Annotated in this window: 20 protein-coding genes and 2 tRNA genes; 4 read left to right on the top strand and 18 right to left on the bottom strand. The window is 68.7% G+C overall.

What is annotated here, in order from left to right; translation table 11 throughout:
* The first annotated feature begins 113 nt into the window (after positions 1-113).
* Both OG199_RS27465 and OG199_RS27460 read left to right on the top strand, forming a co-directional pair.
* Positions 114-812, top strand: coding sequence for a 2-phosphosulfolactate phosphatase (locus OG199_RS27465; RefSeq protein WP_356808691.1), 699 nt, complete (start codon positions 114-116; stop codon positions 810-812).
* Between the two features lie 211 nt (positions 813-1,023).
* Complete coding sequence (locus tag OG199_RS27460; protein WP_405831736.1) at positions 1,024-1,494, top strand: VOC family protein; 471 nt, start codon at positions 1,024-1,026, stop codon at positions 1,492-1,494.
* A gap of 123 nt (positions 1,495-1,617) precedes the next feature.
* Here OG199_RS27460 and OG199_RS27455 read toward each other — a convergent pair whose 3' ends face one another.
* From OG199_RS27455 to OG199_RS27400, 12 genes are all read right to left on the bottom strand, one after another.
* Positions 1,618-2,667: a hypothetical protein gene (locus OG199_RS27455; protein ID WP_405831734.1), complete on the bottom strand. Its 1,050-nt coding sequence runs from the start codon at positions 2,665-2,667 to the stop codon at positions 1,618-1,620.
* A gap of 759 nt (positions 2,668-3,426) precedes the next feature.
* Positions 3,427-5,397, bottom strand: a complete 1,971-nt coding sequence (locus OG199_RS27450) for a TIGR03960 family B12-binding radical SAM protein (RefSeq protein ID WP_356802652.1) — start codon at positions 5,395-5,397, stop codon at positions 3,427-3,429.
* Between the two features lie 80 nt (positions 5,398-5,477).
* On the bottom strand, positions 5,478-7,037 hold the full coding sequence (locus OG199_RS27445) for a CHAD domain-containing protein (RefSeq protein ID WP_405831733.1): 1,560 nt from the start codon (positions 7,035-7,037) through the stop codon (positions 5,478-5,480).
* A gap of 372 nt (positions 7,038-7,409) precedes the next feature.
* The gene (gene rodA, locus OG199_RS27440; RefSeq protein WP_356802656.1) at positions 7,410-8,606 is read right to left on the bottom strand and encodes a rod shape-determining protein RodA; all 1,197 of its coding nucleotides are present in this window, start codon (positions 8,604-8,606) and stop codon (positions 7,410-7,412) included.
* Positions 8,603-10,861 (bottom strand): penicillin-binding protein 2, encoded by a 2,259-nt coding sequence (gene mrdA / locus OG199_RS27435; RefSeq protein WP_401808715.1) that lies wholly within the window; start codon positions 10,859-10,861, stop codon positions 8,603-8,605. The genes rodA and mrdA overlap by 4 nt, the downstream gene beginning before the upstream one ends.
* Positions 10,862-10,959: 98 nt before the next feature.
* On the bottom strand, positions 10,960-11,628 hold the full coding sequence (gene mreD, locus OG199_RS27430) for a rod shape-determining protein MreD (protein ID WP_356802660.1): 669 nt from the start codon (positions 11,626-11,628) through the stop codon (positions 10,960-10,962).
* Between the two features lie 12 nt (positions 11,629-11,640).
* Positions 11,641-12,585 carry a rod shape-determining protein MreC gene (mreC, locus tag OG199_RS27425; protein ID WP_356802662.1) on the bottom strand — a complete coding sequence of 315 codons (945 nt, stop codon included), beginning with the start codon at positions 12,583-12,585 and terminating at the stop codon, positions 11,641-11,643.
* 183 nt (positions 12,586-12,768) lie between these two features.
* Positions 12,769-13,788, bottom strand: a complete 1,020-nt coding sequence (locus tag OG199_RS27420) for a rod shape-determining protein (RefSeq protein ID WP_081217257.1) — start codon at positions 13,786-13,788, stop codon at positions 12,769-12,771.
* Between the two features lie 324 nt (positions 13,789-14,112).
* Positions 14,113-14,526 carry a nucleoside-diphosphate kinase gene (gene ndk, locus OG199_RS27415; RefSeq protein ID WP_351717441.1) on the bottom strand — a complete coding sequence of 138 codons (414 nt, stop codon included), beginning with the start codon at positions 14,524-14,526 and terminating at the stop codon, positions 14,113-14,115.
* 126 nt (positions 14,527-14,652) lie between these two features.
* Positions 14,653-15,006: a DUF4233 domain-containing protein gene (locus OG199_RS27410; RefSeq protein WP_153290600.1), complete on the bottom strand. Its 354-nt coding sequence runs from the start codon at positions 15,004-15,006 to the stop codon at positions 14,653-14,655.
* Between the two features lie 5 nt (positions 15,007-15,011).
* A complete protein-coding gene (locus OG199_RS27405) occupies positions 15,012-16,553 on the bottom strand; it encodes a bifunctional folylpolyglutamate synthase/dihydrofolate synthase (RefSeq protein ID WP_405831729.1) in 1,542 nt (513 codons plus the stop codon).
* A gap of 474 nt (positions 16,554-17,027) precedes the next feature.
* On the bottom strand, positions 17,028-19,658 hold the full coding sequence (locus OG199_RS27400; RefSeq protein ID WP_356802668.1) for a valine--tRNA ligase: 2,631 nt from the start codon (positions 19,656-19,658) through the stop codon (positions 17,028-17,030).
* A gap of 135 nt (positions 19,659-19,793) precedes the next feature.
* Here OG199_RS27400 and OG199_RS27395 point away from each other — a divergent pair, with 135 nt between their 5' ends.
* On the top strand, positions 19,794-20,771 hold the full coding sequence (locus OG199_RS27395; protein ID WP_356802670.1) for a hypothetical protein: 978 nt from the start codon (positions 19,794-19,796) through the stop codon (positions 20,769-20,771).
* 80 nt (positions 20,772-20,851) lie between these two features.
* Here OG199_RS27395 and clpX read toward each other — a convergent pair whose 3' ends face one another.
* The 5 genes from clpX to OG199_RS27370 all read right to left on the bottom strand — a co-directional run bounded on the left by clpX (position 20,852) and on the right by OG199_RS27370 (position 25,883).
* Positions 20,852-22,138 (bottom strand): ATP-dependent Clp protease ATP-binding subunit ClpX, encoded by a 1,287-nt coding sequence (gene clpX / locus OG199_RS27390; protein WP_266699180.1) that lies wholly within the window; start codon positions 22,136-22,138, stop codon positions 20,852-20,854.
* Between the two features lie 160 nt (positions 22,139-22,298).
* Positions 22,299-22,979, bottom strand: a complete 681-nt coding sequence (locus tag OG199_RS27385; RefSeq protein ID WP_351717451.1) for an ATP-dependent Clp protease proteolytic subunit — start codon at positions 22,977-22,979, stop codon at positions 22,299-22,301.
* Between the two features lie 127 nt (positions 22,980-23,106).
* On the bottom strand, positions 23,107-23,712 hold the full coding sequence (locus OG199_RS27380; RefSeq protein ID WP_060897745.1) for an ATP-dependent Clp protease proteolytic subunit: 606 nt from the start codon (positions 23,710-23,712) through the stop codon (positions 23,107-23,109).
* A 481-nt stretch (positions 23,713-24,193) separates the two neighbouring features.
* The gene (gene tig / locus OG199_RS27375; RefSeq protein ID WP_351717453.1) at positions 24,194-25,579 is read right to left on the bottom strand and encodes a trigger factor; all 1,386 of its coding nucleotides are present in this window, start codon (positions 25,577-25,579) and stop codon (positions 24,194-24,196) included.
* Positions 25,580-25,806: 227 nt separating this feature from the next.
* A tRNA-Pro gene (locus OG199_RS27370) sits at positions 25,807-25,883 on the bottom strand.
* Between the two features lie 152 nt (positions 25,884-26,035).
* Here OG199_RS27370 and OG199_RS27365 point away from each other — a divergent pair.
* Positions 26,036-26,106 (top strand) — tRNA-Gly (locus OG199_RS27365).
* Positions 26,107-26,190: 84 nt separating this feature from the next.
* Here the strand turns inward: OG199_RS27365 and OG199_RS27360 are convergent.
* Positions 26,191-26,523, bottom strand: coding sequence for a hypothetical protein (locus OG199_RS27360; protein WP_405831726.1), 333 nt, complete (start codon positions 26,521-26,523; stop codon positions 26,191-26,193).
* Positions 26,524-26,536: the final 13 nt, after the last annotated feature.

The raw sequence follows: 26,536 nt of genomic DNA, 5'->3' as shown, positions 1-26,536 counted from the left end.
ACAGCCCCGACCCGACGAGATCCGGCGGCACCGGAACCGCTTCGCCTACCTCATCCCGAGGCAGCCGGATCCCCCGGGTTCTTCGGATGATCCAGGGACGTCAGAATGGCGCGATGGACCATCGCCTCGTGGGCATCCCAGAGTTGAGCGGCGTTCCCCGTGTCGCCGTCGTCATCGACGTCATGCGCGCCTTCACCGTGGCTGCCTGGGCCTTCTCACGCGGCGTCGAGAGGATCGTCCTCGCCTCATCGGAGGGCGAGGCACTTGCCCTGAAGGAAAGCCACACGGGTTGGCTGGCTCTGAAGGACGGAGCGCCGGCAGCGGGCTTCGACGCGGTGAACTCGCCCGGCCTGCTCAGGTCACGCGATTTCGCCGGCCGCACGCTGGTGCAGAAGACGACGGCAGGGACCGTGGGCGCGCTGGCCGTCGCGAACGCGCCGCTGGTCCTGTGCGCGAGCTTCGTGGTGGCCGGCCCGACCGCGCGGTTCCTGCGGGCCAGGGATTCCGGTCCGGTGACGTTCGTGGTCACCGGCGAAGGGGGCCGGGCCGACGAGGACCGGGCGTGCGCCGAATACATTGGCCGATGCATGGACGGGGGCGATGTCGAACCGGCCCCGTATCTCCACCGCGCGAGGACCTCTCGTGCCGCGGCGGACCTCGCCGGTGGGCTGCGGAGTGGTTACCACCCGGACGACGTCGATCTCTGCCTGGAAATCGACAGGTTCTCCTTTGCCATGGTGGCTCGCCAGGAAGAGTCCCTGACGGTGCTCCGTCCCGTTGCGGTGCCTGACATCCCGTCCGGTATTCGCTGACCTGCCACCCGCTCCCCGCCGGCTGCTTCACCGTAGGCGGCAGCTGCTTCCCGCCCGTCGGGCCGATCTCGATGTGGGTGTCCATCTGGGTGCAGGCTGCGTACTTGATCAACGCTGCGACTGCGACCAACCCGCGATCCGCCGATGAGTTCCGCCGGCTGCGCCGGTCTACCGGGACGCACGCCATCGAGCCACCGACTGGAGACCCGCCATGACCAATCCCGCACATCCCGGCCGCACGCTGTTCCTGAACATCCCTGTCGCGGACCTCGAGCGCAGCAAGGCGTTCTTCGGCAAGCTCGGGTTCGGCTTCGATGCGAAGTTCACCGACGAGAGCGCCGCCTGCATGCTGGTCGGCGAGCACGCCTTCGTCATGCTGCTCAGCCGCGAGAAGTTCGCGGAGTTCGCGAAACTGCCGATGGCCGATCCCACCACCCACACCCTGGCGTTGTACTGCTTCAGCGTGTCGTCCCGCGACGAGGTCGATACGGTCAGCGCCGCTGCGCTCGCGGCGGGCGGCTCCAAGGCGGATGACGCCGAGGACTACGGCTTCATGTACTCACGCAGCTTCTTCGACCTCGACGGCCACGGCTGGCAGGTCATGTGGATGGACTCGACGGCGGCGGAGCAGGGCCCCGAGGCGTACGCGGCGTCCACGCAGGACGCTGACACCCCGGCCTGACCCACTGCGTTCCGCACATGCCTGCCCGCCGGGCCGACAGGACGTGGGGGTCCGTCCGCGGGCAGATCACTCGTCACACCGCACAGCGATCCGTGGTCGCCTCGACGAAACCCTGTCGGCGGGTCAGCCGGTGCAACCGGCCACGGGAGACGGGCTGCCGACGCAGTTGGTGGGACGGTTTCCCGTGATGGGAGAGTGCTTGTTCACCACGGTGTCTCCGACGTCGTTGAACACGCCTCCTGGGGCATCGGCCGCCTTGTTCTTGGTGACGGAGCTGCGGTTGAGGACGAGGTAGGAGCCGGAGTCGACGTTGTAGATGCCGCCTGCCAGTAGACCGGCGGTGTTCTTCGCGATGGTGCTCCGGTTGAAGGTGGCTCTTCCGAGCTGTGCGTTGGTGACGCCGCCTCCGTGGTCGCTGGCGGTGTTGTCGACGATCGTGCTGTCGTCGACGGTCATCCGGTGGTTGTTCCAGAGGCCGCCGCCGTCGCCCGCCGTAACCCTGTTGCCGGTGATGGAACTGCGGGTGATGGTGATGACGCTGTCGTTGAACACGCCTCCACCAAAAAATCTGCCGGCCGTGTTGCCCTCGACCGAGGTGGAAATGACGGAGGCGGAGCTTTCGCTGGAAATCCCCCCACCGGAGCCTGCGGCACTGTTGTCGGCAACCCTGGATCGAACGAACCTCAGGGTTCCCAGGTTCTCGATGCCACCGCCGTTGTTACCGGCGGTGTTCCCTTTGACGAGGACAGATGTCGCGTGGATTGTCCCCCCACTCTGGACGAGGAGGCCCCCACCGTCGCCGGTCACTTTTCCGTTCTCGATTGTGAGATCGCTGAGCGTCGCTTTTCCGCCGGTTGCGACCTCGAGAAGACGGAAGAGGTTCGCGGTAGTACTGCGTCGGAGAGTGGCGCCGTTTCCGTCGATGTGGACAGGCACCGTGATGGGAGGTGTCGCGTCATCACCCGAGAAGGGTGCTGTGAAGTCGTAGACGCAGCCCCTGGCGAGACTGAATTCACCAAAACCTTGGGCGTTGGCCTTGGTGATGGCGGCGATAAGAGCACTCGTCCTGCACCGCACATGCTCAGAGGTGTGGGCAGCCGCGGGGACAGCGGTGACGACGGTAGCGGCCGTGGCAATCGCGGCGGCACCGGCAAGGGCTCGGAGTGCGGACAAGGCGGCATCCCTGCTTTCGGATCGACGGGCTCCAGGCTTACGACCTGCATGGGCGCGCAACACAAATACGCGACAGTGTGAAGAATGTGTCTTACCGATTTCCGGCACATGGAGCCACGCAGGCTCCTCCCTCGTTCGGTCGGGAGGACAACCCGAAGAGACCTGCTGCTGTCCGTCGCCCGGTTGCAGTGGCCGACAGGCGCATTCTCACGGCAGTGCTCGACCAACTGCACAACGGCGCGGGCCGGCTATGGCGTCCGGGAAGACGCGGTCGTCGCAGAGGGTCGAGGGCCCGAAGTGCCCACCGCAGCCATCACCGCGGCAACCTCGTCCTCGCTCACCCCCCCGCCAGAGGGTCGAGCGCCCCGCTCACCTCAGTGCGTGTGACCACTCGAAGCGGGCGTCGGCGCCGCGTTCCTGACCGTCGGCGGCAGCAGCTTCTTGCCCGTCGGGCCGATCTGCATGTGGGTGTCCATCCGGGGACGCAAAGCCATACACAGTCGCGTCAAAGCGCGACTACCTCTGGAGAGGAGGCTCGCGGTCACACAGTCACGCACAGGCCGATACCGACCTCAGACCCACTCCACCCTGGAGACGACGTGCAGCGAAGCCTCAGGGCCCGGCAGGGGTGTCCGAAGGGGCACTGGCGGTGTCGACGGGTGCGCGGGGGAGGCGCCGGCCGCGGACAGTGCGGCCGTCACCTCGTCCTCGCTAGCCCCCACCAGCACCTCAACCACCCGATCGAGCGCCCCGCTCACCTCAGTGCGTGTGACCGCTCGAAGCAGGTGCCGGTGCCGCGTTCTTGACCGTCAGTGGCAGCAGCTTCTTGCCCGTCGGGCCGATCTGGATGTGGGTGTCCATCTGCGGGCAGACGCCACAGTCGAAGCACGGCGTCCAGCGGCAGTCCTCGACCTCGGTCTCGTCGAGGGAGTCCTGCCAGTCCTCCCAGAGCCAGTCCTTGTCCAGGCCGGAGTCGAGGTGGTCCCAGGGGAGGACCTCCTCGTAGGTGCGCTCGCGGGTCGTGTACCAGTCGACGTCCACGCCGAACGCGGGGAGGGTCTTCTCGGCGCACGCCATCCAGCGGTCGTACGAGAAGTGCTCGCGCCAGCCGTCGAAGCGGCCGCCGTCCTCGTAGACCGCGCGGATGACCGAGCCGATGCGGCGGTCGCCGCGGGAGAGCAGGCCCTCGACGATGCCGGGCTTGCCGTCGTGGTAGCGGAAGCCGATCGAGCGACCGTACTTCTTGTCGCCGCGGATCTTGTCGCGGAGCTTCCCGAGGCGGTCGTCCGTCTGCTCGGCGGAGAGCTGCGGGGCCCACTGGAAGGGGGTGTGGGGCTTGGGCACGAAGCCGCCGATCGAGACCGTGCAGCGGATGTCGTTCTGGCCGGAGACCTTGCGGCCCTCGGCGATCACGTTCATCGCCATGTCGGCGATCTGCAGGACGTCCTCGTCCGTCTCCGTCGGCAGGCCGCACATGAAGTACAGCTTCACCTGGCGCCAGCCGTTGCCGTAGGCGGTGGAGACGGTCCGGATCAGGTCCTCCTCCGAGACCATCTTGTTGATGACCTTGCGCATGCGCTCCGAGCCGCCCTCGGGCGCGAAGGTCAGGCCCGAGCGGCGGCCGTTGCGCGTGAGCTCGTTCGCCAGGTCCACGTTGAAGGCGTCGACGCGGGTGGAGGGGAGGGAGAGGCCGATCTTGTCCTCCTCGTACCGGTCCGCCAGGCCCTTCGCGAGGTCACCGATCTCGCTGTGGTCCGCGGAGGACAGGGACAGCAGGCCCACCTCCTCGAAGCCCGTCGCCTTCAGGCCCTTCTCGACCATGTCGCCGATGCCCGTGATGGAACGCTCACGGACCGGACGGGTGATCATGCCGGCCTGGCAGAAGCGGCAGCCGCGCGTGCAGCCGCGGAAGATCTCCACGGACATGCGCTCGTGGACCGTCTCCGCTAGCGGGACGAGGGGCTGCTTCGGGTAGGGCCACTCGTCGAGGTCCATGACCGTGTGCTTCGACACGCGCCACGGAACGCCCGACTTGTTGGGCACCACACGGGCGATCCGGCCGTCGGCGAGGTACTCGACGTCGTAGAACGCCGGGATGTAGACGTTGCCCGTCTTCGCCAGGCGGAAGAGGACCTCCTCGCGGCCGCCCGGACGGCCCTCCGCCTTCCAGGCCCGGATGATCTCGGTCATGTCGAGCACGGCCTGCTCGCCGTCGCCGATGATCGCCGCGTCGATGAAGTCGGCGATGGGCTCGGGGTTGAAGGCCGCGTGACCGCCGGCCAGCACGATCGGGTCGTCCAGCGTGCGGTCCTTGGACTCCAGGGGGATCCCGGCCAGGTCCAGGGCCGTCAGCATGTTCGTGTAGCCCAGCTCCGTGGAGAAGGACAGTCCGAAGACGTCGAAGGCCTTCACGGGGCGGTGGCTGTCCACCGTGAACTGGGGGACCCGGTGCTCGCGCATCAGCTCCTCCAGGTCCGGCCAGACGCTGTAGGTGCGCTCGGCGAGGACGCCCTCGCGCTCGTTGAGCACCTCGTAGAGGATCATGACGCCCTGGTTGGGCAGTCCGACCTCGTAGGCGTCGGGGTACATCAGCGCCCAGCGGACGTCGCAGGTCTCCCAGGGCTTGACCGTGGAGTTGAGCTCTCCGCCGACGTACTGGATCGGCTTCTGCACATGCGGGAGCAGAGCTTCGAGCTGTGGAAACACCGACACAGCGGCTTCGGCAGGCATCTCGCGAACCTTCGTGAGCGGGGATGTACTGACAGGGGTGACCATCCAGCGTAACGCGGCCGGGAGCACCCCCCGTACGCTCAGATCCCGCTGCCGCCCCCGACCGCCTCCCACTCCCCCGGGAACGCGGCCTCGACCGCCGCCGCGCGACGCTCCTCACGTCCGTACAGCACCCCGTACGTGAACGCGCTCTCGCCCGCCGCGTGGGCCTGGGCTGCCAGGTCGCGCAGGGCCTCGCGGGCCATCACGCTGTCCTGGTGGTCGCCGAGCAGGCTCTGCAGCGACTTCATCGACTTGACCAGGCCGGCCGCGGGTCCGCCGAGGGCGGGGACGGCGGCCTCGGCCGCGTACCGGGTGCGCTTGGCCTTCTTGCGGGCCTCGTGCATGGCGAGGTCGCGGTCGGCGCCGGGGGCCGGGCCGAGGGCCTGGTCGACCAGTGCGGAGACCTTCGCGAAGTCCTTCCGTACGGCCTTGGTGATCACCTTCGAGGGGTCGCCCGCCGCGGCCTTCAGCAGGGGCGGGTCGGTCACCACACCGTCCAGCGCCGCCAGCAGGTCCAGGTAGCGGCCGCCGTCCAGCACGGCGATCAGGTGGCGGCGGGAGCCGTCGCCACGGGCCTGCGACCAGGTGCGCAGACGGTCGCGGACGGGGCCGGTGAGCAGGGCACCCGGGAGCCCGTCGAGTGCCGTCGTCAGGCGCTCGGTGAGGACTTCCTGGTCACGGCCGACGCCCAGCTCTCCGGCGAGCCACTTCAGTTCCTCGCCGATCGGGTCGGTGACCGCGCGGTCGAGGATCTTGCCGTACGAGCGGAAGGCGCTGCGCATCCGGCGGGTGGCGACGCGCATGCTGTGGACGGAGTCGTGCAGGTCGCGGCGGACGGCGGGGTCCAGTTCGATGATCGCGTCGAGCTGGGTGCGGAGGTAGGCGAGGACGTGGTCGCCGGCCGTCCGCGGGGCCCGGTCCGTGGGCTCGTCCCGCTTCTTCGTGGTCTTCGTCGTCTTCGTGGTCTTCGTGGTGTCCGTGCTGTGCGTGGTGTCCGTGTCGCTGAGGGCCCTGGCCAGTTTGGACTTGGAGGAGGAGCGTGCGAGGCCCGCCTTGCGGAGCTTCTTCTCCACCTTGTCGAGGAAGGCCGGATCGCCGTCGTCGGCGAGTTCCACCTCGATCTCCGTCCACTCGGCGGCGCCGGTACCGCCGCTGAGGCGTTCCGCTCGGACGCGGTCGACACTGACCTCGGCGAGCAGGGCTCCGGAGGCGTCGACGAGGTGACGGACGTCCCGGGCCGACAGCAGGCGTACGACGGGGACGAGTTCGGCCTCGCGCACCCGGGAGCGTACGAGGGCGGACAGGGAAGCGGGGACGGTGTCGGAGAGCGGGGCGCGGATCTCGTCGCGGACGCCTTCGGAGACGGGGAGCTTGAGATGCCAGCCGGCGTCGTCGCCGCCGGTGCGGCGGCGCAGGGTGAGGGAGGCGGCGGCGAGTCGTTGGTCGGCCGTGTCGTAGTAGGTGGCGTCGAGGTCCGCCACGCCTTTGTCGATGACGCCCGAGACCCCGGGGACGCGGGTCAGGTCCGGCAGGGCCGGGTCACCTCCGGTGGGGGGACCCTCGTACTTCCGCTCGATTTCTCGCTTGGTGTCCGCCATGACCTGAATCTAGTGGCAGCGGGGCCGGGACGGCAGTGCCCGGACCTGCCGGGACTGTCGCCGGAGTCCGGATTTCGCCCCCGCCGCGCCTCCTCGTTCCGCTCCCCCGGGGGCCGCCGTCCCCGGTTCCCCGCGCGCCCTGAACGATCTCGTCCGAAAACCCCGGCCCGCCCTGGGCACGAACCGGCCCGACCCGAACGAACCGGCCCGACCGGCATCCGGGGGACGGCAACCACCGTTCGACGCACGGCACCCCGGCACGAGCGGGACCGGCCTCATCGTCGGGCCGCCCCGGAGACCGACGCGACGCGCCCTGCGGATGCTTCCCGCCGGGCGCCCCGCGGGAAGCGTCCCCGCCCAACCGCCAGAGGCCTACGCCGACATGGGCCGTTGGACTCTGATCGACTGCAGCAGACCCACCGCCACCCACACCGCGAACATCGATGAGCCGCCGTAGGAGACGAAGGGGAGGGGGAGGCCGGCGACCGGCATGATGCCGAGCGTCATGCCGATGTTCTCGAACGCCTGGAAGGCGAACCAGGCGATGATGCCGGCGGCGACGATCGTGCCGTACAGCTCGGTGGTCTCGCGGGCGATGCGGCAGGCCCGCCACAGGACGACGCCCAGCAGGAACAGGATGAGGCCGGCGCCCACGAAGCCCAGTTCCTCGCCCGCGACCGTGAAGACGAAGTCGGTCTGCTGTTCGGGGACGAACTGGCCCGTCGTCTGGGAGCCGTGCCCCAGACCGGTGCCGAAGAGGCCGCCGGAGCCGATGGCGATCCGCGCCTGGTTGGTGTTGTAGCCGACGCCGGCCGGGTCGAGGTCGGGATTGGCGAAGGCGGCGAAGCGGTTGATCTGGTACTCGTCGAGGATCTTGAGCTGCCAGATCGCCACCGCGCCCAGCGCGCCGGCCCCGAGCAGGCCGAACACCCAGCGGTTGGAGGCGCCGGAGGCGAGCAGCACGCCGAGCACGATGATGACCGCGACCATGATCGTGCCGAGGTCGGGCATGAGCAGCACGATCATCATCGGGACGGCCGCGAGGCCCAGTGCCTGGAGCACGGTGCGGTGGTCGGGGTACTGCTTGTCGCCCGCGTCCACCCGGGTGGCCAGCAGCATCGCCATGCCCAGGATGATCGTGATCTTGATGAACTCGGCGGGCTGGAGCGACAGACCGCCCGCGACGAGCCAGTTGCGCTGGCCGTTGATCGTCGCGCCGAGGGGGGTGAGCACCAGCAGGATCATGAAGACCGAGATGCCGTAGAGGATCGGGACCGCGGTGCGCAGGGTGCGGTGGCCGAGCCAGACCGTGCCGATCATCAGGGCGATGCCGATGCCGGTGTTCATGAGGTGGCGGATGAGGAAGTAGTACGGGTCGCCCTGGTTGATCTCGGTGCGGTTGCGGGTCGCCGAGTAGACGAGGGCCGAGCCGATCAGCGACAGCGCGACGGCCGAGAGCAGTATCGGCCAGTCGAGTCGGCGGGCCAGCGAGTCCCGGGCGAGGAGCCTCGACATGCCACCGCGCTCGGGACCGTACCCGGAAACGGAGAAGTTGTTCGCTCCGGTCATGTCAGGATCCTCGTCCTCCGCCGCTTCCGCGGGCGCTGCGCGCGCCTGCGGGTGTCGCGGTTGCTCGTGTTCGGCGACGGCGTGGTGGCCCCGTCCTGGTTCTGGTCGGTGGTGTCGGAGGTGTCCTTCTTGCTGGCCTGCTGGTCCTTGGCCGGGTCCTTGGAGATCTCCGGGGAGTCGATCGAACCGTCGGGCTGGATCTTGGGCAGGCTCTTCTGCGGGGTGGGGAGCAGGGCCTTCTTCTTGTCGATGGCACCGTCGGGCGAGACGCCGTACAGGGCGTTGTAGATGTTGCGCACGGCCTCACCGGAGGCACCGGAACCCGTACCGGCCTGGGCGATCGTCATGACGATCGTGTAGTCCTTGGAGTACGTGGCGAGCCAGGACGTGGTCTGCTTGCCGTAGACCTCGGCGGTACCGGTCTTGGCGTGCAGCGGGATCTTGTCCTGCGGCCAGCCCCCGAACTTCCAGGCGGCCGTACCGCGGGTGACGACGCCCTCCAGGGCCGCGTTCATGCCCTTGAGCGTGGCCTTGCTGATCGGCAGTTTCCCGCGGACCTTGGGCTTGATCTCCTTGACGCTCCTGCCGTCGGCGCTGACGATCGCCTTGCCGATGGTGGGCGTGTGCACGGTGCCACCGTTGGCGATCGCCCCGTAGATCATGGCCTCCTGGATCGGGGTGACGAGGGTGTCGCCCTGGCCGATGGAGTAGTTGATCGAGTCGCCCTCGCGCATCTTGTTGCCTTCGAGGCAGTTCTCGTACGCGATCCTCTGGACGTAGTCGCCGTTCTTCTTGCCGGTCTTGCACCAGACGGCCTTGTTGGCCTTCCAGTAGTTCTGCTTCCACTGGCGGTCGGGGACGCGGCCGGTGACCTCGTTGGGCAGGTCGACGCCGGTCTCCTTGCCGAGGCCGAACTGGTGGGCGGCCTTGTAGAAGTAGTCCTTGGGGGTCTTCTTCGGGTTGATGCCGCCGTCCTTCTTCCACTCGTTGTCGGCGAGGCCGTAGAAGACGGTGTCGCAGGAGACCTCGAGGGCCCGGCCGAGCGAGATGGGGCCGAAGTTCTCGCCCTCGAAGTTCTTGAAGACCTGGCTGCCCACGGAGTAGGAGCTCGTGCAGGGGTAGTTGCCGTCGAAGTCGTAGCCGGCCTCGACCGCGGCGGCCGTGGAGACGACCTTGAACGTCGAACCGGGCGCGGACTGTCCCTGTATGGCCCTGTTGAGCAGCGGGTAGTCGGAGTCCTTGCCGGTGAGCTGCTGGTAGTCCTTGGCGGAGATGCCGCCGACCCAGGCGTTCGGGTCGTACGTCGGGTTGGACGCCATGGCGACGATCCGGCCGGTCTTGGCCTCCATCACGACGACCGCGCCGGAGTCGGCCTTGTAGTTCTCGCTGGTGATCTTGTCGTACTGGGTACGGGCGATCTTCATCGCATCGTTCAGCTCGTACTCGGCGACGCGCTGGACGCGGGCGTCGATGCTGGTGACGAGGTTCGCGCCGGACTCGGCCTTGTCGCTCTTGGCCTTGCCGATGACGCGGCCCAGGTTGTCGACCTCGTAGCGGGTGACGCCGGCCTTGCCGCGCAGTTCCTTGTCGTACTGGCGCTCCAGGCCGGAGCGGCCGACCTGGTCGGAGCGCAGATAGGGCGACTCGCTGTCCTTGGCCTTGGTGATCTCGGCGTCCGTGACCGGCGAGAGGTAGCCGAGGACCTGTGCGGCGTTGGACTTGCCGGGAGCGGCGTAGCGCCGTACGGCCTCGGGCTCGGCGGTGATGCCGGGGAAGTCCTCGGAGCGCTCACGGATCTGCAGGGCCTGCTTGGCGGTGGCCTCGTCCGTGATGGGGATCGGCTGGTAGGGCGAGCCGTTCCAGCAGGGCTGCGGGGTCTTCGCGTCGCACAGCCGGACCTTCTGGATGACGTCCTCGGGCTTCTCGCCGAGCACGCCGGCGAGCTTGGTCAGGACCGCCTTGCCGTCGTCCTTCATCTTCAGGAGGTCGGTGCGCGAGGCGGAGACCACGAGCCGGGTCTCGTTGTCGGCGATCGGCACACCGCGCGCGTCGAGGATCGAGCCGCGCACGGCGGGCTGGACGACCTGCTGGACGTGGTTGCCGGAGGCTTCCTTGGCGTACTCGTCGCCGTTGCGGATCTGGAGGTACCAGAGGCGGCCGCCGAGGGTGCCGAGGAGGGAGAGCACGAGAATCTGGATGACGACGAGTCGGATCTGGACCCGTGGGGTCCTGCCGGTCTCGGGGATGTTGGTCACTGCTGCTGCCTCCCCCTCTCAGTGTGTGTACGAGACATACGAATACCCGGCCAACCTGTGTACGCGAGCCACGGCGCCCGGAGTGAACTCACCTGTGGTCACAGTCGCTTGACCCCCTTGATGCGCCCCGCGCGGGCGACGCGCGCCCTGGCCGCCTTGACCCGCATACCGCGCTGGCTGCCGATGCGCAGGCCGGTGCCGGAGGCGAGCCATCCCGAGGAGACGTCGGCGGCCTTGGTGGACGCGCCGGACTCGGCGAGCGGATTGTTCTCGGCGCGCCGGGCCAGCGCCATCAGCCCCGGGACCACGAAGGGGGCGAGCAGCAGGTCGTACAGCGCGGCCGTGAACAGCAGGCTGCCGAGGCCGACATGGCGGGCGGCGGTGTCGCCGACGAGGGCGCCGACACCGGCGTAGAGCAGCGTGGAACCGACCGCGGCGGCGACGACCACGGCCATCGGTCCGGTCGCGGACTTGAGCTGGCCGTTCTCCGGCTTCACCAGGCCGGCGAGATAGCCGATGACGCACAGCACGAGGGCGTAGCGCCCGGCGGCGTGGTCGGCGGGCGGGGCGAGGTCGGCGAGCAGGCCGGCGCCGAAGCCGATGAGGGCGCCCCCGACGTGGCCGTAGACCATCGCGAGGGCCAGCACGGTCAGGAGGACCAGGTCCGGGACGGCACCGGGGAGATGGAGACGGGCGAGGACGCTCACCTGGATCACCAGGGCGACGACCACCAGGGTGGTGGAGAGCAGCATCCGGTTGAGACGCATGGGATTCGGCTCCTACTGCTCTTGCTGCTGGCCGTCGAGGGGGGCGCTCGCCGAGGGGGTGACCGTGACGGTCACGGTCGGCGTGGGCGTCGGTCTGGGCTTGGGGGGCAGGACCTCGTCGCGGGGGTCCTTGCGGGGTGCCTGGACGACGACGCCGACGATGTCGAGCTTCGTGAACGAGGCGTACGGCGTCACGTAGACCGTGCGGGTCAGCCCGCCGCCGGAGGGGTCGACGCGGGAGACCACGCCGACCGGGACGCCGGGCACGAAGGGCTTGTCGGCCTGCGAGCCGAACGTGACCAGACGGTCGCCCTTCTTGATCTTGGCCTTGCCGTTGAGCAGCTCGACCCGCAGCGGACGGTCGCCCTGACCGGAGGCGAAGCCGAGTTCGTCGCTCGACTCCATGCGTGTGCCGACCGTGAAGTCGGGGTCGTTGGCGAGCAGCACGGTGGAGGTGTCGGGGCCGACGGTGGTGATGCGCCCGACCAGTCCGTCCCCGTTCAGGACGGTCATGTCGCGCGTGATGCCGTCGTTCGCGCCGACGTCGATCGTCACGGTCCAGGAGAAGCCCTGGGCCGCTCCTATGGCGATGACCTCGGCGCCCTTGATGCCGTACTGTCCGTCGCCGGCCATGCGCAGCATCTTGTTGAGCTGGCCCAGCCGGCTGCGGTTGCGGTCGTCGCTGCCGAGCTTCGCCTTCAGCGCCGCGTTGTCGTGCTCGAGCCGGGCGACGCGGTCGTGCCGGTCGTCCGAGTCACGGACCGCGGTGATCGCGTTGCCGACGGGGTCGACCGCGGAGGACACCCCGTTCTCGATCGGGCCGAAGACCGTGGCGGCGGCCTGACGGGCACCCTGGACCGGTGAGTCCTCTCCGCCCCGGATGTCCACCGTGATCAGAGCGAACGCGATGGCGATCAGCAGCACCAGGAGCAGCCGGCTCTCTCGTGTGTCCCTCACGTGCGGCGGCCGTGCCTTCCTCGTCGGAATTCGTCGTACCCAAAGAGGGCAGCCCGCAAGGCTGACCGAAGGGCTGCCCGAAGAGGCTGCCCCAAGAGGCTCTTTGGGTGAGCTTATGCCTCTATATCAACGATCCGCCGTACGAGAGGAGATCATCTCGTACGGCGGAACCGAAGAGTTACCTCATCTGCGCGGCTGGGCGTCCAGCACCTGCTGGAGCGCCTCGAACTCCTCGACGCACTTGCCGGAGCCGAGCGCGACGCTGTCCAGCGGGTCCTCGGCGATGTGGATCGGCATGCCGGTCTCACGGCGCAGCCGCTCGTCCAGACCCCGCAGCAGGGCTCCGCCGCCGGTCAGAACGATTCCGCGGTCCATCACGTCGCCCGACAGTTCCGGCGGGCACTTGTCGAGTGTCGTCTTCACGGCGTCGACGATCGCGTTGACCGGCTCTTCGATCGCCTTGCGGACTTCGGCCGCGGAGATGACGACGGTCTTGGGCAGCCCGGACACGAGATCCCGGCCGCGGATTTCGGTGTGCTCGTCAGTGTCGAGGTCGTACGCCGAACCGATCGTGATCTTGATCTGTTCCGCGGTCCGCTCACCGAGGAGGAGGCTGTACTCCTTCTTGATGTGCTGGATGATCGCGTTGTCCAGCTCGTCGCCCGCGACGCGGATGGACTGGGCGGTGACGATGCCGCCGAGCGAGATCACCGCGACCTCCGTGGTGCCGCCGCCGATGTCCACCACCATGTTGCCCGTGGCCTCGTGGACCGGCAGGCCGGAACCGATGGCCGCGGCCATGGGCTCCTCGATGATGTGCACCTGGCGGGCGCCGGCCTGGGACGACGCCTCGATGACGGCACGGCGCTCGACGCCCGTGATGCCGGAGGGCACACAGACGACGACACGTGGACGGGCGAGGTAGCGCCGCTTGTGGATCTTCAGAATGAAGTAGCGGAGCATGCGCTCGGTGATCTCGAAGTCGGCGATGACACCGTCCTTCAGCGGACGTACGGCAACGATGTTGCCGGGGGTCCGCCCGATCATCTTCTTGGCCTCCGCGCCGACCGCGAGAATGCCACCGGTGTTGGTGTTGATCGCGACGACGGACGGCTCGTTGAGTACGATCCCGCGACCCCTGACGTACACCAGCGTGTTGGCGGTCCCGAGGTCGACAGCCATGTCACGGCCGATGAACGACATTGAGTTCCCCATCAGGATTCGTCTGGCCTTCCCAAGTGGAGCTTTGATGGCTTGTTAGGTAGGCGAGGTGGGTGCTGTGACGTGAAGGCTTACATCGTAGACGCGCCTGCACGAACACTGCGCGAGGGTCTTCGCCATTGTCAGCATGTGCGGCGCCGACCCGCTTGTGGAGACGGGCCAACGGGGGCACGCGTTCCCCCGATCGCCACGCATATGCCACAGGACGGCCGTAAATTTCGCGGCCGCCCCGTGTCGGACATCCGAATGACGAGACGACCCCGCGAAAAATTCGCGGAAAATTAGCGCTCGCGCGGTCCGTGGAACTCAGCCGCGACCGGGGAAGAAGATCTTCAGCTCACGCTCGGCGGACTCCTCGGAGTCGGAGGCGTGGATCAGGTTCTCGCGGACGATCACGCCGTAGTCCCCGCGGATGGAGCCGGGGGCGGCGGCGATGGGGTCGGTGGGGCCGGCCAGCGCCCGCACCCCTTCGATGACCCGCTCACCCTCGACGACCAGCGCCACGACCGGGCCGGACGCCATGAACTCGACGAGCGGCTCGTAGAACGGCTTGCCCTTGTGCTCGCCGTAGTGCTGCTCCAGCGTGTCCTGGTCCAGCGTGCGCAGCTCCAGCGCGGTGATCTGCCAGCCGGCCTTGCGCTCGATGCGGCTGATGATCTCGCCGGTCAGGCCACGACGGACGGTGTCGGGCTTGAGCAGGACGAGGGTGCGCTGGCTCACGGTGGTGCTCCTTCAGGTCACAAGTGTGCGGGTGACCGAGGCTACAGGGCGTGTCGGGGTGGGTGTCACGCAGAGTCAGGTGCTACGAGGCCCGCGAGCTCGCGCGCAAGCCGTGGGGCGCGTCCGCTACGCGGCGTGCCCCTCCGCCTCCGCCTGCGCGGCGAACCGCGCCTTCGCCTCGTCGATCTTCCGGCCGTAGTGCACCGAAGCCCACCACAGCGCCGCGAAGACCGCGCCCAGGAAGAACATCGAGGTCACGAAGAACCCGCTGGCGATCAGCACGATCTGCAGGGCCCAGCCGAGCTGCACGCCTCCGGGGCGGGTGATCATGCCACAGAGCAGGACACTCAGCACCATGACGATCCCGCTGACCGTCCAGACGGTGGCGGTGGACAGACCCGGGTCCTTCATCGCGACGAGCCCGGCGAAACCGACGACGAAGAACTCGCCGATCAGGGTCGAAGCACAGAGCGTACGCACGGCGGTCAGCGCCTTCCCAGAAGCAGTCGGGCCTCGCCGACGGTGATGACGGAACCGGTGACGAGGACGCCGCCGCCGGTGTACTCGCCCTCCTCCTCGGCCAGCGTGATCGCGGCCTCGATCGCGTCGTCGAGCCGCGGCTCGACCTGCACCCGGTCCTCGCCGAAGATCTCGACGGCGATCCCGGCCAGCTCGTCCGCGTCCATCGCGCGATGGCTGGAGTTCTGTGTGACCACGACCTCGGAGAAGATCGGCTCGAAGGCTTCCAGCAGCCCCCGTACGTTCTTGTCGGCACTCGCGCCGACCACGCCGATCAGCCGGCTGAAGTCGAAGACCTCGCTGACGGCCTCCGCTGTGGCACGGGCGCCCGCCGGGTTGTGCGCGGCGTCCAGGACGACGGTCGGCGAGCGGCGCACGATCTCCAGGCGGCCCGGCGAGGTCACCGAGGCGAAGGCCTTGCGGACGGTGTCGATGTCGAGGCTCTGCGCGTGCGCGGCACCGACGCCGAAGAACGCCTCGACCGCGGCGAGCGCCACGGCTGCGTTGTGCGCCTGGTACGCGCCGTGCAGCGGCAGGAAGATCTCCTCGTACTCCCCGCCGAGCCCGCGCAGCGTGACCAGCTGACCGCCCACGGCGACCTGCCGGGCCACGACCCCGAACTCCAGGCCCTCGCGGGCCACGGTGGCATCGACCTCGACGGCCTTCTTCAGCAGCACCTGGGACGCGTCCACCGGCTGCTGCGCCAGGATCACCGTCGCGTCCTGCTTGACGATGCCGGCCTTCTCGGTGGCGATCTCGCCGGGAGTCGTGCCGAGGCGGTCGGTGTGGTCGAGGTCGATGGGGGTGACGACGGCCACGGCGCCGTCGATCACGTTGGTGGCGTCCCAGCTGCCGCCCATCCCGACCTCGACGACGGCCACGTCCACGGGGGCGTCCGCGAAGGCCGCGTACGCCATGGCGGTGAGCACCTCGAAGAAGGAGAGCCGGTACTCCTGCTGGGAGTCGACCATCTCGACGTACGGCTTGATGTCCTCGTACGTCTCGATGAACCGCTCGGCGGAGACCGGGACGCCGTCGAGGCTGATCCGCTCGGTGACCGACTGGACGTGGGGGCTGGTGTACCGGCCGGTGCGCAGGTCGAAGGCGCCGAGCAGGGCCTCGATCATGCGTGCGGTGGACGTCTTGCCGTTCGTTCCGGTGATGTGGATCGACGGGTACGCGCGCTGCGGCTCGCCCAGCACGTCCATCAGCGCGGCGATGCGGCTGACGGAGGGCTCCAGCTTGGTCTCGCCCCAGCGGGTGGCGAGCTCGGCCTCCACCGCGCGCAACGCCCTGTCGACCTCGGGGTCGGCCGGCCGGGCGGGCACGTCGGCCCGCTCCGCGGCGCTGCCCCGGGCACGCAGGGTGCGGCTGCCGGCCTCGATCACCGCGAGATCGGGGTCACGGTCGGTCTCGGCCGCGACGATCTCGTCGAAGAGACCGATCGGATCGCGCGGTTCCGATTCGTCGGACTCGCTGCTGTCGTCGTACGGGGGGAGCTCACTCACGCTCCCAGTCTACGGAGCCGTGCCCCTCCGGGGGTTCCCGCCCCCACCGGCCCGCGGCCTCGACTCCGCTCGCCCGGGGCACCGTCCAGGGGCGCTGCGCCCCCTGGACCCCCGCATCGGTCTGAACGGCCTCGTCCTCAAACGCCGGACGGGCTGAAAACACCCCCGGGCGAAACCCCGCTCGAGGGGCGCGGGCAACCCCCACCGGCCGGCATACGAAAGACCGGGCGAAGCCCGCCCAAAGGGGCGCGGGGAACTGCGCGACCAGCCCCCACCCGCCGGCATACGAAAGACCGGGCGAAGCCCGGCCCAAGGGGCGCGGGGAACTGCGCGACCAGCCACCACCGGCCGACATACGAAAGACCACGCGAAGCCCGGCCCAAGGGGCGCGGGCGGCCACCATCCGCCCGCGGCCGAAGAACGACAAAGGCCCCCGGAACCTCAAGGATTCCGAAGGGCCTTCGCCGGCCGGCGCTACGCCTGCGGCAGTCGCTCCAGCTGCGTGCGGATCCGCGCGATGTCCTCGTCCGCCTTGGTGAGCCGCGTACGGATCTTCTCGACCACCTGGTCCGGAGCCTTGGCGAGAAACGCCTCGTTGCCGAGCTTGGCGCTCGCCTGGGCCTTCTCCTTCTCCGCGGCGGCGAGATCCTTGGCGAGCCGCTTGCGCTCGGCCGCCACATCGATCGTGCCGGAGAGGTCGAGCGCCACCGTGGCACCGGCGACGGGCAGCGTCGCCGTGGCCGCGAAGGCCTCTCCCTCCGGCTGCAGGCGCAGCAGCTGGCGGATGGCCGCCTCGTGCGGGGCCAGCGCGGTCCCGTCGAGCGTGAGCCGGGCCGGAACGCGCTGACCGGGCTGCAGCCCCTGGTCGGCGCGGAATCGGCGGACCTCCGTGATGACCTGCTGGAGCGTCTCGATCTCCCGCTCCGCCGCGGCGTCACGGAACCCGCTGTCCTCCGGCCAGTCGGCGACGACGACCGACTCGCCGCCGGTCAGCGTCGTCCAGAGCGTCTCCGTCACGAACGGGACGACCGGGTGGAGGAGGCGGAGCGTCACGTCGAGGACCTCGCCGAGCACCCGGCCGGAGATCTTCGCCGGCTCGCCGCCCGCCATGAACGTCGTCTTGGACAGCTCGACGTACCAGTCGAAGACCTCGTCCCACGCGAAGTGGTACAGCGCGTCCGACAGCTTCGCGAACTGGAAGTCCTCGTAGAACGCGTCGACTTCGGCCACGGTCTTGTTCAGCCGCGACAGGATCCACCGGTCGGTCGCCGACAGCTTCTCCGGCTCCGGCAGCGGGCCTTCGACCGTCGCGCCGTTCATCAGCGCGAAGCGGGTGGCGTTCCAGATCTTGTTGGCGAAGTTCCGGGACGCCTGGACCCAGTCCTCGCCGATCGGCACGTCCGTACCGGGGTTGGCGCCGCGCGCGAGCGTGAAGCGGACGGCGTCCGAGCCGTACGCGTCCATCCAGTCGAGCGGGTCCACCACGTTGCCGAAGGACTTCGACATCTTCTTGCCGCGCTCGTCACGGACCAGACCGGTGAGGGCGATGGTCTTGAAGGGCACCTCGCCGTCCATCGCGTACAGGCCGAACATCATCATCCGGGCGACCCAGAAGAAGATGATGTCGTGGCCGGTGAGCAGGACGTCGGTCGAGTAGAACTTCTCCAGGTCCGCGGTCCGCTCGGGCCAGCCCAGCGTGGAGAACGGCCACAGGCCGGACGAGAACCAGGTGTCCAGGACGTCCGTGTCCTGCTTCCAGCCCTCGGCCTCCGTGCCCGGCGGCTCCTCGTCGGGGCCGAGGCAGACGACCTCGCCGGCGGGCCCGTACCAGACGGGAATCCGGTGGCCCCACCACAACTGCCGCGAGATGCACCAGTCGTGCATGTTGTCGACCCAGTCGAAGTAGCGCTTCGACATGTCCGCGGGGTGGATGGCGACCCGGCCGTCGCGGACGGCGTCACCGGCCGCCTGGGCGAGCGGGCCGACCTTGACCCACCACTGCATGGACAGGCGCGGCTCGACGGTGGTCCTGCACCGCGAGCAGTGGCCCACGGAGTGGACGTAGGGGCGCTTCTCGGCGACGATCCGGCCCTGCGAACGCAGCGCGGCGACGATCGCGCTGCGCGCCTCGAAGCGGTCGAGGCCCTGGAAGGGGCCGTGGACGGTGATGACGGCCCGCTCGTCCATGACCGTGATCGACTCGAGGCCGTGGCGCTGGCCGATCGCGAAGTCGTTCGGGTCGTGAGCGGGGGTGACCTTCACGGCGCCCGTGCCGAACTCGGGGTCGACGTGGGTGTCCGCGACGACCGGGATCGTACGGTCCGTCAGCGGAAGCTTGATGCGCCTGCCGACCAGGTGCTTGTACCGCTCGTCGTCGGGGTGGACGGCGACCGCCGTGTCACCGAGCATCGTCTCGGCACGGGTGGTGGCGACCACGAGGGTCTCGTCACCCTCCCCGTACTTGATCGAGACCAGCTCGCCGTCGTCCTCCTGGTACTCGACCTCGATGTCGGAGATCGCGGTCAGACAGCGGGGGCACCAGTTGATGATGCGCTCGGCGCGGTAGATCAGCTCGTCGTCGAACAGCTTCTTGAAGATGGTCTGGACGGCCTTGGACAGCCCCTCGTCCATGGTGAACCGCTCGCGGTCCCAGTCGACTCCGTCACCGAGGCGCCGCATCTGGCCGAGGATCTTGCCGCCGTACTCCTCCTTCCACTGCCAGACCCGCTCGACGAACTCCTCGCGCCCCAGGTCCTGCCGCGACTTGCCTTCCTCGGCGAGCTGCTGCTCGACCTTGTTCTGGGTGGCGATACCGGCGTGGTCCATGCCGGGGAGCCACAGCGCCTCGTAGCCCTGCATGCGCTTGCGGCGGGTCAGCGCGTCCATCAGCGTGTGCTGGAAGGCGTGGCCCAGGTGCAGCGAGCCGGTGACGTTCGGCGGGGGGATGACGATGGTGTACGCGGGCTTGTCGCTCTTCGCGTCGGCCGCGAAGTAACCCCGTTCTACCCAGCGCTCGTACAGCGGCCCCTCTACCTCGGCCGGCGCGTACTGGGTCGGCAGTTCGGAAGTGGGCGCTGATTGCGGCTGCTGAGAGTTCTCGGTCACGGGGTCAGTTTAGAGGCGTCACCGCCCTGTCCCTAAACGCGTTTCTTTCGTAACGGTCCGCCCCCCACTGCCGTGGCATCCCGGGCGTTGCGCCAGGATGTCAGGAACACATAAGCATCTGGAGGGGAACCCAGAATGAGCTACAACCAGCCGGGCCCGTACGGCGGGCAGCCCCAGCAGCCCGGACCGTACGGCGGTCAGCCGGGGCAGCCTGGACCGTACGGCCAGCCGCCGCAGGCGCCTCAGCCCGGCTACGGCTACCCGGCGCAGGCTCCGGGGACTCCCCCGCAGCCCGGCTACGGCTATCCCCAGCAGGCTCCCCAGGCGCCCCAGGGTGTCCCGCCCCAGACGCCTCCTTACGGTCAGCAGCAGCCTTACGGCCAGCAGCCCCCCTACGGCCAGCAGCCCCCCTACGGTCAGCAGCCCTACGGCGCTCCGCAGCCGCCCGCTCCCGGCGGCGGCAAGAAGAAGACGGCGCTCATCATCGGCGCGGTGGCGGTCGTGGCCGTGATCGCCGTGGGCACGGCCCTCCTCGCCGGTGGCGGCGGGGGCGGCAGTTCGGTGGCGGACGACGGGGCGCACAAGCTGACGGCGCCGGCGACGGTGATCGACGGCACGTACAAGAAGAGCGGCGACGCCAAGTCCGGCACCATGTCCAAGTCGGACATCAAGGACGCCGAGAGCTGGGGCGTCAAGAACCCCAAGGACGTCAGCGCGAGCTACCAGAGCGGCAGCCCCGTCAACGGCAAGCTGGTGACGTTCAGCGGCGTCTACGGCAGCATCGACGACCCGGAGAAGGTCATCGACGCCATGTTCGCCAACACCAAGAAGGAGTCCGAGAAGGGCTCCGCCTCCGACGGCAAACTCGTCGGCAGCCCTCAGAAGATGACGCCCGCCGGCTTCAAGAACGGTGTCATGAAGTGCCAGTTCGTGGAGACCGAGGCCAGCGGCAAGACGACCCGGATGCCGATCTGCATCTGGGGCGACCGCAGCACGGTCGCCTACGTGGTCTCGTACGACACGGCGAGCCTGCTCGCGGGCAAGAGCGGCTCGATGGACGTCGCGGCCGAGACGGCCAGCAAGCTCCGTGACGACGTCCGCGTAAAGATCTGACCGTTCGCGACGACCACGAAGGGGCCCCGGTCGGTCGACCGGGGCCCCTTCGTCATGTGCCTGGTGTGTCCATCCGCGGGTTACGCCGTCTTCTGCTCCCCCGGGCCCCGCCCGCGGGCGTCCCGCGGGATGAGTGTCGGGTTGACGTTCGACAGGACCACGTCGGCCGTGATGACGACCCTCGCCACGTCCTTGCGCGAGGGGACCTCGTACATCACCGCCTGGAGGACCTCCTCCATGATGGCGCGCAGGCCGCGCGCGCCGGTCTGGCGGAGGATGGCCTGGTCGGCGATGGCCTCGAGCGCCTCGCGCTCGAAGTCCAGCTCCACACCGTCGAGTTCGAAGAGACGCTGGTACTGCTTGACGAGCGCGTTGCGCGGCTCGACGAGGATCTGGAGGAGCGCCGCGCGGTCGAGGTTGTGGACCGACGTGATGACCGGGAGGCGGCCGATGAACTCGGGGATCATGCCGAACTTGACCAGGTCCTCGGGCATGACGTCCTCGAACTGGTCCTTCTCCTCCAGCTCGCGCTTCGAGCGGATCGTCGCGCCGAAGCCGATGCCCTTCGCCCCCGCGCGGGACTCGATGAGCTTCTCCAGGCCCGCGAAGGCGCCGCCCACGATGAACAGGACGTTCGTCGTGTCGATCTGGATGAACTCCTGGTGCGGGTGCTTGCGGCCGCCCTGAGGCGGGACCGAGGCCGTCGTGCCCTCCAGGATCTTCAGCAGCGCCTGCTGGACACCCTCACCGCTCACGTCGCGCGTGATCGACGGGTTCTCGCTCTTGCGGGCCACCTTGTCGATCTCGTCGATGTAGATGATGCCCGTCTCGGCCTTCTTGACGTCGTAGTCCGCCGCCTGGATGAGCTTCAGCAGGATGTTCTCGACGTCCTCGCCCACGTAGCCCGCCTCCGTCAGCGCCGTCGCGTCGGCGATGGCGAACGGGACGTTGAGCATCCGGGCGAGCGTCTGGGCGAGCAGCGTCTTGCCGGAGCCCGTGGGACCCAGCAGGAGGATGTTGGACTTCGCCAACTCGATGGCGTCGTCCCGGTTCTGACCGCCGCCGTTCTCACCTGCCTGGACCCGCTTGTAGTGGTTGTACACCGCGACCGAGAGGGCCTTCTTCGCGGCCTCCTGGCCGACGACGTACCCCTCCAGGAACTCGTAGATCTCGCGGGGCTTGGGGAGTTCCTCCCAGCGGACCTCGCTCGTTTCCGCGAGTTCTTCCTCGATGATCTCGTTGCAGAGATCGATGCACTCGTCGCAGATGTACACACCGGGGCCTGCGATGAGCTTCTTGACCTGCTTCTGGCTCTTGCCACAGAACGAGCACTTGAGCAGATCGCCGCCGTCACCGATGCGTGCCACGGTGTGCTTCCCCTTCGCCTGGGAGACGCCTAGGTCCAGCGGCTCCTGGTGCTGCCTTATGAACGACGGTACCTTGCCGAGCCCCCCGTTCGGGCCCCCCTTGGCGTGGTTCACTTTGTCGTGAACCACGCCAAGGAGCGGCAGACGATACAGCGGTACGTCAGACGACCGCGGAATTGTTCATCTTGCGGGTGGAGATGATCTGGTCGATCAGCCCGTACGCCAGCGCGTCCTCAGCGGTGAGGATCTTGTCGCGCTCGATGTCCTCGCGGATCTTGTCGATCGGCGTGGTCGAGTGCTTGGCCAGCATGTCCTCGAGCTGCGCACGCATCCGGAGGATCTCGTTCGCCGCGATTTCGAGGTCGGAGACCTGGCCGCGGCCGGTCTCGCTGTAGGGCTGGTGGATCAGCACACGGGCGTTCGGAAGCGCCATGCGCTTGCCCGGCGTACCGGCGGCCAGCAGGATCGCGGCGGCCGAGGCGGCCTGGCCCATGCAGACCGTCTGGATGTCGGGCTTCACGAACTGCATCGTGTCGTAGATCGCGGTGAGCGCCGTGAAGGAGCCACCGGGGCTGTTGATGTAGACCGAGATGTCACGGTCGGGGTCCATCGACTCCAGGCACAGCAACTGCGCCATGACGTCGTTGGCGGAGGCGTCGTCGATCTGCACGCCGAGGAAGATGACACGCTCCTCGAACAGCTTCGCGTACGGGTCGTACTCACGCACGCCCTGCGAGGTGCGCTCGACGAAGCGCGGGATGACGTAGCGGGACTCCGCGCGAGGACCGGTGTACTCGGCCTGCGTGCGGGCGTGGAGGCCGCTGCCGGGGAAGTCGTTCACTGTGTCTCCTGAAGAGCCTGAAAAGGGCTGAGGCGGTCGCCTGGGGGCGCTGGGGGCCCTGCGCCACCCCCGGGGGCGGGGATGGCGGCGGGTGGGCTCCACGGCCGCCCTGGGGGCGCTGAGGGGCTTACGCCGCCCCGGTGCCGCCGCCGCCCGGCATGCCGGCAGCGGTGGGCATGATGTCGTCGATGAGGCCGTACTCCTTGGCCTCGATCGGGTCGAACCAGCGGTCGCGGTCCGAGTCGCGGGTGATCTGCTCCACGGTCTGGCCGGTGTGGAAGGAGGTCAGCTCCGCCATGCGCTTCTTCGTGTGCAGCAGCCGCTCGGCGTGGATCTTGATGTCCGAAGCCGAGCCGGCGAGGCCGGCCGACGGCTGGTGGATCAGGATCTCGGCGTTCGGCAGCGCGAAGCGCTTGCCGGGGGTGCCCGCGCTGAGCAGGAACTGGCCCATCGAGGCCGCCATGCCCATGGCGATCGTCACCACGTCGTTCTTGATGTACTGCATGGTGTCGTAGATCGCCATGCCCGCGGTGATCGAACCGCCGGGGCTGTTGATGTAGAGGTAGATGTCCTTGTCCGGGTCGGAGGCAAGGAGCAGCAGCTGCGCCGTGATCTTGTTGGCGATGTCATCGTCGACCGCCTGGCCGAGGAAGATGATCCGCTCGCCGAGCAGTCGGTTGTAGACCTGGTCGCCGAGGCCACCACCGATGGGGTCGCCGGCAGCTGTGGGCATCAGATTCGTCACGTATCCACCTGCTCGTCTTACGACGGCGCCGGGCCGTCTCACGTCTTCTGCTGGGGGCGTGGGACCCCGGTGCAACACCGCTCCGGGCGGCTTCGGGGACTCCCCTGCCCTCGTATTCATGGACCCTAACGCGCTGGTCCCTTCGGTGAATCCCGCAGAAGGAACTGTTCGCTGTGAGCGCATGCGCCGGCCCGCTCGGACCGGGGTGCCGCGGGCCCCCGAAGAGGCGCGCGATGCGGCGCCGTCCACCCCCGCGGGGCCGTGCGGGCGTCCGCCACCGGCTGTGCGCCGTCGGGTACGTCCGGTGGCGGGGCGCTCGCCAGGCTCCGCACGCCCCCGGGACACGCGGCGGGCCCCAGGGGCGAGGACGGGGGCCCTGAAGACGTACGGGCCCCCGGGGACTCGTAAGTCCCCGGGGGCCCGTCACGGCGTACTGGTGAGGCGGTCAGCCCTCGGGCTGGTGAGGCGGTCAGGCCTCGGGCTTGTCCTCGGCGGCCTCGGACTCGACGACCTCGGTGGACTCCGTGGAGCCCTCCGTCTCGTCCTCGTCGTCCAGGTCGACGATCTCGCCGTTCGTGTCCTTGACCGTGGCGGCCTCGACGACGACCGCGAGCGCCTTGCCGCGGGCGACCTCGCCGACCAGCATCGGGACCTGGCCGCCTTCGACGACCGCCTGGGCGAACTGGTCGGGGGACATGCCGGAGGAGGCCGCACGCCGCATGAGGTGCTCGGTGAGCTCCTCCTGGTTGACGTTCAGCTTCTCCTTGTTGACGAGCTCGTCGAGGACGAACTGCGTCTTGATGCCCTTGACCGCGGCTTCCTTGGTCTCGGCGTCCCACTCTTCCTCGGTCTTGCCCTGGATCTCCAGGTACTTCGCGAGGTCGAGGCCCATCTGGCCGAGCTGGTGGTGCTCGAGGTTGTGCTTGCGGGTGTTGATCTCGTCCTCGAGCAGCTTCTCGGGGACGGGCACCTCGACCAGCTCGAGCAGCTTCTCCAGGACGCGCTCCTGGGCCTGCGTGGCCTGGTCGTACTCCTTCATGTTCTCGAGGCGCTTGCGGCTGTCCGCACGGAGCTCCTCGAGGGTGTCGAACTCGGAGGCGAGCTGCGCGAACTCGTCGTCCAGCTCGGGGAGTTCACGCGCGGCGACCTGGGAGACCTTGACGGTGACCTCGGCCTCCTTGCCGGCCGCGGAGCCGCCCTTGAGCTCGGAGGTGAAGGTGGTCTCGCCACCGGCCTCCAGGCCCTTGACGGCCTCGTCGATGCCTTCCAGCAGCTCGCCGGAGCCGATGGTGTAGGAGACGTCGGAGGCGACGCCGTCCTCCAGCACCTCTCCGTCGACCTTGGCCTCCAGGTCGAGCGTGACGACGTCGCCCTCCTCGGCGGCGCGCTCGACCGGCGAGGTGGACGCGAAGCGCTCACGGAGCTCCTCGACGGCCTTCTCGATGTCCTCGTCGCTCACCTCGATGGCGTCGACCTCGACCTCGATGCCGGAGTAGTCCGGGATCTCGATGGCCGGACGGACGTCGACCTCGGCGGTGAAGTTCAGCGTCTCGCCGTCCTTCAGCTCGGTGATGTCGACCTCGGGCTGGCCGAGGACGTTCAGCTCAGCCTCGTTGACCGCTTCGGTGTAGAACTTCGGGAGCGCGTCGTTGACGGCCTCTTCGAGCACGGCGCCGCGACCGAACCGCTGGTCGATGACGCGGGCCGGGATCTTGCCCTTCCGGAAGCCCTTCACCGTGACCTGCTGGTTGATCTTCTTGTACGCCGCGTCGAGGCTGTCCTTGAGCTCCTCGAAGGGCACCTCGACAGTGAGCCGAACCCGGGTCGGGTTCAGGTTCTCCACGGCGCTCTTCACGGTTCGGTCTCCTTGTGGCTGACTTCTTGGGGGTACTGCTGCGGGGTTCCGCCGCGTGCGTCCGCCCGGTCGGTCGGGCGGAGCCTCGGTGGATTCACGGGCCCTTGAGAGACGTAACAGTGCAGACATACGGGCGCGCAACCTGCATAGTAACCGCAGGCGGTACACGCCCCAAAAGGCGATCTTGCGATCCCGGCCATCGGCCTTCTGTCGCCGGATGCCGCTGGTGGTCGGGGTGGCGGGATTTGAACCCACGGCCTTCCGCTCCCAAAGCGGACGCGCTACCAAGCTGCGCCACACCCCGTCGGTGCGACACGTAGGGTACATGCCCGCAGGCAGTGCGGCTGCCGCATTTCACGGGCGTCCGCGGGGCGCCGGAACAGGGTGTGCGTCCGGGGGGTACAACCCGCTACGATGCCTTCAGCGCCGCGGTCCCCGACCTGCGGGGCAATGCGCGCGGGCGTAGCTCAATGGTAGAGCCCTAGTCTTCCAAACTAGCTACGCGGGTTCGATTCCCGTCGCCCGCTCTGAACGGCTCAGGGCCAGGTCAGAGGATCATTCCTCCGCCTGGCCCTGATCGTTTCCGCGGTCCGGGTGAGCCTACGGAAGCTTCAGCACGAGCGCTGCCCCTGACGGAACCCGGATTTGAAGCCGTCCTTGAAGCCGTGCTGGTAGTCCTTGTTCTTGTCCTTGTGCAGGACGGTGGCGGCTCGTTCGTCGCCCCCACAGCTCCGCTGACCCTGGCGGACACCGGACTTGAAGCCGTCCTTGAAGCCGCGCGTGTAGTCCTGGTTCGACTTGGAGACGTTGGCGGCCGCACTGACGTGCGTCTCGCTCGGCGCGGCCGCGGACGCCTGCTGCATGCCGACCGGGACCAGAGCGATGGTTGCGGCGACGAAGGCCGAGCTCAGGACGGCGGCGCCTCTTCTGTGCGCGGTAGACATAACAGTCCCTTCG

This window comes from Streptomyces sp. NBC_01176 (assembly GCF_045039825.1).
GTDB lineage: Bacteria > Actinomycetota > Actinomycetes > Streptomycetales > Streptomycetaceae > Streptomyces.
Note: the sequence above shows the minus strand (reverse complement) of the source record. Positions and strands in the feature narration are given on the sequence as shown.